This window comes from Haloferax sp. s1 (assembly GCF_058382125.1).
The window spans coordinates 1-5145 of sequence record NZ_JBZRPK010000465.1 but is presented as its reverse complement, the minus strand read 5'-3'; the positions used below and the strand labels follow the sequence as shown (position 1 = coordinate 5145).

At 53.2% G+C, this 5145-nt stretch carries 5 protein-coding genes; 4 read left to right on the top strand and 1 reads right to left on the bottom strand.

The genetic code is table 11. The annotated features are described in order from the left end of the window. Positions 1-73: 73 nt before the first annotated feature. The 4 genes from QT222_RS06920 (at position 74) to QT222_RS06905 (ending at position 3201) form a co-directional block, all read left to right on the top strand. The gene (locus QT222_RS06920) at positions 74-757 is read left to right on the top strand and encodes a potassium channel family protein (protein ID WP_491476742.1); all 684 of its coding nucleotides are present in this window, start codon (positions 74-76) and stop codon (positions 755-757) included. Between the two features lie 63 nt (positions 758-820). Further along, a complete protein-coding gene (locus QT222_RS06915; RefSeq protein WP_491476741.1) occupies positions 821-2371 on the top strand; it encodes a TrkH family potassium uptake protein in 1551 nt (516 codons plus the stop codon). After that, positions 2368-2574, top strand: coding sequence for a hypothetical protein (locus tag QT222_RS06910; RefSeq protein WP_491476740.1), 207 nt, complete (start codon positions 2368-2370; stop codon positions 2572-2574). Before QT222_RS06915 ends, QT222_RS06910 begins: the two co-directional genes overlap by 4 nt. 264 nt (positions 2575-2838) lie before the next feature. Beyond that, entirely contained in the window at positions 2839-3201 is a 363-nt protein-coding gene (locus QT222_RS06905) for a helix-turn-helix domain-containing protein (protein ID WP_004968172.1), read from the top strand. Positions 3202-4394: 1193 nt separating this feature from the next. Here the strand turns inward: QT222_RS06905 and QT222_RS06900 are convergent. Next, a partial coding sequence (locus tag QT222_RS06900; RefSeq protein ID WP_491476739.1) for a methylaspartate ammonia-lyase occupies positions 4395-5145 on the bottom strand: 751 nt, incomplete at its 5' end.

Genomic DNA, 5145 nt, shown 5'->3' with positions numbered 1-5145 from the left:
TCGGAATAACCGGGGAGCGAGCTCCGGTGTCAATCCGTGAAACTCTAATTCGAGGGCAGGAGACCTAACTACAATGTATATTATCATCATCGGTGCCGGAGATATCGGAACACCACTCATCGATATTGCGACGCGATCTGGAAACGAGGTTGTCGTCATCGAGCGTGATGAAATACGTGCGAATCAGGCCGCGGACCAGTTTGACTGTTTGGTCCTGAACGCCGACGCCACGATGAAAGACACATTAGAAGATGCTGGTGCAGCGCAGGCCGATGCACTCATCTCGACGACGGACCAGGACGCAACGAACGTGATGACTTGTCTGCTCGCAAAAGAATTCGAGATTCCTGCGATTCTCTCTGTCGTCCACAACCCGGAGCATATGGGGTTATTCAAACAGATCGGCGTAAACACCATGGAGAATCCACAGGAGCTCATCGCCGAGTATCTGTATCGAGCCGTATCACGCCCAGCGATTGTGGATTATATGCGCATTGGTGAGAAGGCAGAGGTCTTCGAAATCACAGTCACCAACGGGGCACCAATCGCAGGTAAAACGCTCCAAGAAGCCACACAGGCAGGACTCCTCACTGACGAGATGCTCGTCGTTGCAATCGAGCGCGAAGGGAACGATCATCCGATTACTCCCCGTGGCAACACAACCATCAACGAAGGCGATCTGTTGACAGTTTACTCTGGTGTCGGCGCTGACCCGGAGATCACCGATATCTTTGGGCACTATGAAGACCACGCTTAGTAGACAGACAATGTTAAATTTCGGGACAATCTCGGTAGCTCTGATCGCTAGCACAGGGAACGAATGAACGGGTCCATTGCAACTGTTGGCCGAGATATCGGTCGCATCCTGGAGGCGCTTGGCGGGCTAATGCTGGTCTCGCTTGTCGTACCCATCGTCTGGGGAGAGTACTACGCGCTCCCGGCACTGCTGGTCTCCGCTGTCATTCCATTGGGCATTGGCTGGTTGCTCTCTCGACGATTCAGAGACGCTGAAGCCCCAGGTCGGTTCCATGGCATGATCGTTGCCGCATCGGGATGGTTTTCCGTCGGCATATTCGGTTCGCTACCGTTCCTGTTGATCGCGTGGAGCGTTCAGCTCGGCGTACCGGGAATCACAACACCCGCACAGACAGCGACGCTCGCAGCGTTCACCGAACCGCTCAACGCTGTCTTCGAGAGCATGAGCGGGTTCACCGGCACGGGACTCACGATGACCGACAACGAGGAAGTCCTGCCACGTACGCTCCAGTGGTGGCGAACGTTCACTGAGTGGGTCGGTGGAGTCGGTGTCATCGTCCTCACGACGGCGATTCTCTCACGACCTGGGAGCGGATCGCTGACGCTCTACGAGAGCGAAGCGCGCTCCGAGAAGATCCACCCGAGTATCGTTTCGACTGTCCGCACGATCTGGTGGATTTTTATCCTGTTTACCTTCGTCTCGATTCTCGCGCTGTGGCTCGCAGGGATGCCGATTTGGGGGGCAATCAATCACGGTATGACTGGACTCGCAACCGGTGGGTTCTCGATTACGGACAACTCGATTGCCACCTACGACAGTGTCGCAATCGACTTCGTGTTGATTCCCGTTATGCTCTTGGGAAGCATCGCATTCCCAGTACACTATCTCATCTTGCAGGGTGACCTCCGAAACTTCTACTCGGATCTCCAGACGCGGTGGGTGTTCGGTTATATGGGTATCGGGTCCGCCCTCCTATGGGGGCTCCTGTACTACGCTGGCCCCTATGAGACGCCCTTCGCTGCCTTGCGCTACGGTCTGTTCCAGTTCGTCTCGGCTGCCACCTGTACTGGGTTCCAGACGGCTGTCGATTCGACCAACGTCGCACTTGGTCGGTGGCCATCGTACGCTCAGTTGACTGTCGCGTTCGGGATGTTCGTCGGTGGCGCGGCTGGATCCACGGCAGGTGGTATCAAACTCATTCGTGGACTGACGCTCGCGAAGGGAATTCGGTATCAGATCGCGGATGTCTTCTATCCTGAGACCGCAATCAGACGGCTGGAAATCAATGGTCGACGACTGAATGAGGAAGAAGCAAGCCGCGAATTCATGGAAGCGGCGATTATCTTCGTTCTCTGGATTACATTCCTGGTCGCCGGTGCCTTCGTATTGCTTCTCACGCTTCCGTCTGGAGAATATTCACTCGCCAACGTCGTGTTCGAGGTGGCCAGCGCTCAGGGGAACGTGGGTCTCTCGTCAGGAATTACGGGTCCTGAATCACTCCCGGCAATTGGGAAGATCACGTTTCTCTTCAATATGTGGATCGGCCGACTCGAAATCATTCCCGTACTCGTGATGCTTCGGACGGTCTTCAAGCGTGGAGGACTCTACCAATGAAACTGCGTGACCTTCCGGTCATTTCCACTGTGTTCGAAGCTGGTGCCGATGATCGTATTTTCGACTCGCTGCTGTTGGTTGGACCCCTGGTTATTGGTCTCGTCATCGTACTGAACCGCTCCATCATCACTGAAGCGCTTGCGGGAGCATATATCATCACATTCATCAGTTATGTCCTCTATCGCGGAATCCAATATGAGTGACTACTCTCGTGGTCAATCCCACCAGTTACTCTAACATAGTGTCAGTTGGTTTAGATAAACGGCCGGGAGCGGGTGGCCCGTGGCTTTTCTAATTCCCTCAGCTTATTCCGTTAGCACTCCACGCGAAGCGATTCTCCGAGTGTTACCAGGGTCTTGTCGTGATTGTAGCCGTGTGGGCACCTCTCAGAATACCCGCTGCTATCCGAATAAGCGCTGGTGCTGCTGTCCAATACATTCAATACATCTTAGTACATCTAATATACTATGCCCATCAGCGCGGATCGCTTCGAGACCATTGACGACGGCAATGAAAACCCAAAACCGGGGACGAACGCCTACAAGCTCCTCTCGTTCTTAGCTCAGAATGCTGACCAAGCGTTCACCCAAAGCGAGATCGCCGAGCGGACGTCCGTCAAGCCCGGCTCGGTTGGTCCGACTCTCGTCAGGCTCAGAGAACGAGGTCGTGTCGAGCACCGGGGGACATACTGGCGCGTGAGTGACCACGTCTTGAGCCTTGACGCTGCAGCTAACCATGCTGCTGCTACAGCAGCGAGCCGTGAAGAAGAACCATTCGACTACGACGAGTGGCAAGAACACGCCGTTGACCCGCGACAACAGCGTGACTGACACCAACCGCTTCCAGAAGGGCGACGTATTCTGGGCACCGGATCCATTTTGACGCGGGTCAAATCCACGCCTCTGGATCGTTCTTGCTGCAGACTCGCTCCCGTATCCTGGCGAGGAGTATCTGTGTGCAGCTCTCACAACCAGTAATCTCCCGCGAAACTTCGAAGTTGGAGATGATTGGGTGAGTGGCAAAGACCCGACCAAGACCTTGTATTGTTCTCCATGAGTCGTCGCTACAATCAAACATGACGCCGTTGTCAATCCACAGGGACAAGTGACCGAGTCATTCGTCGACGAAATGATTGCAGAGTGCAAGCAGTATCTCGGCCCCCAGTAGTCTGGACACTCTAGTGCTTGTCTCACCACTGCTTCGAGTCCTCACACAATATAGTCAATAAGGAAACATGTGGTGAACATTTTCAACAATCAAACGGTGTTCATACATTAAAATTGGTGCGAATCCTGAATTCATTAGTATTGTGAATGATGCACTATATAAACAAGAATATAATGCCTTCTGCGAGTTATGAGTGCAGGCGACTTTACGTTGAAGATATGAGATCGCTTTTTGAGCTGGCTTCGTCCGACAGGGTCAACACTCCCTCCTAATCGAAAGGCTGTAGTCCGATACTTGTGAAAGTCACCGAGAAACACGACATCTGAAAAAGTCTTTTACAGAGTCAAGTGAAAACACAGTCACTGGATCTGCACTATTCGCTCCAAACAATTTGAGATCATGAGTTTACACTACCCTAATATATTGTGGTATAAGAACAAGATTTCTCACTATCGGCTTTGACAGCGGCCTCGTTGATAGCACTGCTTCGGTGTCCACTAACGTGGGTTGCAACCAATATCAGATGGCCTAGATATCTATTACCAAACAAGCTATTGAAGGCGTTCAACGCCGAACTAGATCGCGAACGCACTAACAGGTATCCTCAGAACGCTTCGTGTTCTGATGGTTGCATACAAGCAGATCTCACGTAAACCGTACCATACATTTACGCTCCCAAATTTCTAAACCCACCACAACACACTCGTTAAGAGACCTACGAGCGTCACGACCAATTTCTCTCAACGACCTAATCTTCCGGAAATAGCGTAACTAGACAGTACTCAGCACACAGCCCGGATAATAAAATACGTATGACACTGCTTAAGATAGACGAAATGAGTGGTGGTCGCCTAAACTACTGAAGTGCGGCTTGTTGCTCCTGGGTTACGATTCGGTTGAGTGTCCGAGTCATTTCGTTCTGCACGATCATGTACGCTTCGTCGACACCCATCCCCGGCCTAGCGAGCAGTTGAATCGGCTGAGTGGCGAGGGCGACGTGCGTGCAGACGCGTGCGGAGACATCGGTTTCCGCACAACTACCTCCGAGATATGCATCCGTACCCGTCCCCTCGCAGTATTGGACCGCAGCAATACTCTCTGTGAGTTCACCGAGATCAGGCGTCTTGATCTGTACAACATCCACTGCGCCGGCATCAACGAACGCGATGATATCGTCATAGGTGTTACACCACTCGTCCGCGACGATCGAAACTGGAACGGCTGCATCGGCGAGTCCATCTCGGAGCGCCCCAAGCACGGTGATCTGTTCGTCTCTAGAGTCGGCTTCGATCGGACTTTCCACCTGAAGTGTGTACGGTGCTGCGGCTTCCTGGAGCGCAGCGAAGTACTCGACCACCTCGGGACGACCGTACGGCGGACCAAATATCTCTCCGATAGTTCCGTATACGTCTACGTGAAACACCGGCTCATATCCGGGTGCACCGAGTTCCGCCACCCGATCACTCAACCACGACAGATACTGCAAAAGCCGCTCACCATCGCGTCCTGTCTTCTCAACCGAGTTGAAGAGGCCATGTGGCAGTACCGGGACACCTTTGAGAATCATCTTCTCCGCATTTCGACGCCGGCTGTCCCCCGTCTGTGCG